Origin of the sequence: Micromonospora sp. NPDC050695 (genome assembly GCF_040654415.1) — a bacterium.
Lineage (GTDB): Bacteria > Actinomycetota > Actinomycetes > Mycobacteriales > Micromonosporaceae > Micromonospora.
On sequence record NZ_JBFAHZ010000124.1, the window covers coordinates 1 to 2,576 of the forward strand.

Annotated in this window: 3 protein-coding genes; 2 read left to right on the forward strand and 1 reads right to left on the reverse strand. The window is 64.7% G+C overall.

Features of this window, described 5'->3' with window-relative positions:
• Window positions 1-159: 159 nt before the first annotated feature.
• Window positions 160-429, reverse strand: a complete 270-nt coding sequence (locus AB0H52_RS31745) for a hypothetical protein (RefSeq protein WP_357951969.1) — start codon at window positions 427-429, stop codon at window positions 160-162.
• A 187-nt stretch (window positions 430-616) separates the two neighbouring features.
• Between AB0H52_RS31745 and AB0H52_RS31750 the strand changes: the two genes are divergently transcribed.
• Window positions 617-811 carry a hypothetical protein gene (locus AB0H52_RS31750; RefSeq protein WP_357951971.1) on the forward strand — a complete coding sequence of 65 codons (195 nt, stop codon included), beginning with the start codon at window positions 617-619 and terminating at the stop codon, window positions 809-811.
• Window positions 812-1,577: 766 nt separating this feature from the next.
• Window positions 1,578-2,042 carry a hypothetical protein gene (locus tag AB0H52_RS31755; protein ID WP_357951973.1) on the forward strand — a complete coding sequence of 155 codons (465 nt, stop codon included), beginning with the start codon at window positions 1,578-1,580 and terminating at the stop codon, window positions 2,040-2,042.
• Window positions 2,043-2,576 lie beyond the last annotated feature (534 nt).

Genomic DNA, 2,576 nt, shown 5'->3' on the forward strand with positions numbered 1-2,576 from the left:
TGAGGGATTCACCCGCTTCATCCGCCTCCACAGAGGCCACTCACCCCACGAAATCCCTGTTCAGCGCCCCGCGCCGCGAGAACGCAACAGCCCTGGGGCGGACCCGCTCCACGGTGTGTGGAACGACGGTGACGGGATGGCGGAGGCAGTGCAGGGGTGCTACGTCGATCGCCGGACGGGGTGCAGGCCGGCTAGCTGAACGAAGATCTCCCGCTTGTCGATGGCGTTGCCCCGGTCGTCGAGTTGGTAGCCCGTGAGCCAGGCCCAGCCCCGATAGGTCGGCTTCGAACATACCGAAATCACCCGGAACCTGAACCGTTGCCTCAGAAACTGCACTGAAGCTTCCCGGTCGATCCACAGCTCGGTGCCAGGCGTGGGCGGGGAAGGTTGCGGCCTGGCCCACGTACGGCTGTGCTGCTCGGCAGACATGCGGCTCCTTTGTCCGGAGGGTGTGGCCTGCCCGGCGGGTTCGGAGGTCACCCACCGAGCAGAGCGTCCGCCGCGTCGGTGGCGGGCTCGGTCCTCCACCACCGGCACAGCGCCCACCGTCACCTTACAGGTGTCAACCCCGTCAACTTGACGGAGTTGCTACTCGACAGGTCCGTACGGTCGGGTTATGCGGCTCGCAGGCATGTCGGAGATTCAGCAGATGTTGGGCGGTGTCAGCCGGCAGCGTGCGTCGGAGATCGTGACGCGGCCTGGGTTCCCAGCACCGCTGGACACCTTGGCAACCGGGAGAGTCTGGGAGCGGGATGCGGTGATGGCGTGGATCGCCGAGAACCGACGGACCCAGCGGACCGACGAGCAGTAGATCAACGTCCGCGAGGCGTTGACGGCGGATGCCGATGCTTGGGAGAAAACGGGGAGATGATCTTACTCTCGGCCGCCTCACTCACCTCGCCAGACCAACACACATCAAGGGTTGGACCAGGGTCGATAGTCAAACGCCGACGCCTGGGCCGGATGTTGACCTTGTTCACACCGAAGAGGTCGCTGGTTCGATACCAGCATCGCCCACTCTCAGTTTGTGCAGGTCAGTAGCCCGTTGCCGGAGTAGCCGGTAACGGGCTTCGCTGTATGTGCGGCTTACATTGGGAGCGGATTGGGAGCAGCGCGGCTGGTTCTCAGTTCGGGCCGCCATTGTCCGGGTGAGTGACCTGATGTGCGGTCCCGAGCGGACCTGCTGGCTAGTTGAGGAGTTGGGCCGACCGCTGCCGGTGCCGCGCGGCGAGAGGGTGGCCCCGGTTATGGCTCATGGGTTGACTGGCGGCCGTAGGTCCGATGGTTGGCCCATTCGCCGGTCCACAAGGCGAGGTCGTGTACCCAAAGCTCGGCGCTCTGCCGGGACTTGACAGCCCACTTTGTTGCGTTCTTCGACGCGAAGTGGTCCAGGACCTGACGGTCAGTCGCCGTCCATGCGGGAAGCTGGGTCAGCCACTCTTCTGCCTGTTCGCGCTGTGGCCGCTGCCGATCAGCCACTGGACGAGCAGCGCGAGTTCGACCCATGCGGCGGCCTTGGTTGCCCACGCCCGAATGTGGGGCATCCGCTGTCGTATCCCTGTGGTGGAGTGCGTGCCATGGGTGTGCTGTACGACTACTTCCGGGCCAAGGACGACGCTGCGGCTGTCAGGTTGATGAAGGATTTCGAGGGCGGGCCGTTCGCTGTCAGCCGCGGCGGCATAGCTGTGGATGCGGTTGATCTGAAGGGCATCGAGCCGACAGTGACGCTCGGCAAGATTGTGAGCTTCGTTCGACAGGTCGACTGGGAGGTGAGCCTGGTCGACCTTGAGTTGTTGTGGAGCGAGGACGAGCAGGACGGGCCATGGCTGATGTCGCTGGACCGGGCTACGCGGGACACCCTCGCCTCTATCAGCAACGCCCAGGTGCTGGAGTTGTCGGCGCAATGGGGGCGGATCGAGGAACTGGCGTGGAGTGGGCCACTGTCTGACGACGAGATGCTGCCTGTGATCGAGAAGGTTGCCGCCCTTGCTCAGCGCGCCCGAGACGCGGGCGAGGACCTGTATTGCTGGTGCTGCCTGTGACCTACCACCGGGCGGTGCCGGGCACGGAAAGGGGGGAGCAAGCTGGGAGCAGCGGGGTGCCCTGAACGGCCCTGAACTGCGCCCAACGGCAGCGAACGGCGCCTAACTGCACCCACCCCTGCCTGCGGCTCCACGTTTACCCAGGTCAGAGCGGGTGCGGCGTCCTGTTTCCCGCGGAGCGGTCTCCGGTTCTACGCGGCAGTCGGCGGCCATCTATGTCGACTGGTGGGGGAGTGTGCGCAGGTCGAGGCGGTAAGGAGCCGTTGGTTGGCCTTTCCTTGCATCTGGGAGCGGATTGGTGCAGGTTGGCGAAGAGGTCACCGCGCACGAAGTGCTCACCGACGCCGGGCATAGATGAGGGCTTCGACCTGCGCTGATGCGGTCGATCGGTGCGGTGTGACCTTCCAGTAGATACCGAAGGCGTCAGCGTCGGCACCCAGCCCTCCCTGTCACGCTGATGTGAGACAGCTCGTCTACCAGGGGATACTCTTCCTGGACGGTTCTGAGGAGAGATCATCAGCATGACGTCGAAGT

Bases quoted from the DNA above. Each gene is read 5' to 3' on its own strand.
- AB0H52_RS31745 (WP_357951969.1), bottom strand. From the start codon at position 429: ATGTCTGCCGAGCAGCACAGCCGTACGTGGGCCAGGCCGCAACCTTCC.
- AB0H52_RS31750 (WP_357951971.1), top strand. From the start codon at position 617: ATGCGGCTCGCAGGCATGTCGGAGATTCAGCAGATGTTGGGCGGTGTC.
- AB0H52_RS31755 (WP_357951973.1), top strand. From the start codon at position 1,578: ATGGGTGTGCTGTACGACTACTTCCGGGCCAAGGACGACGCTGCGGCT.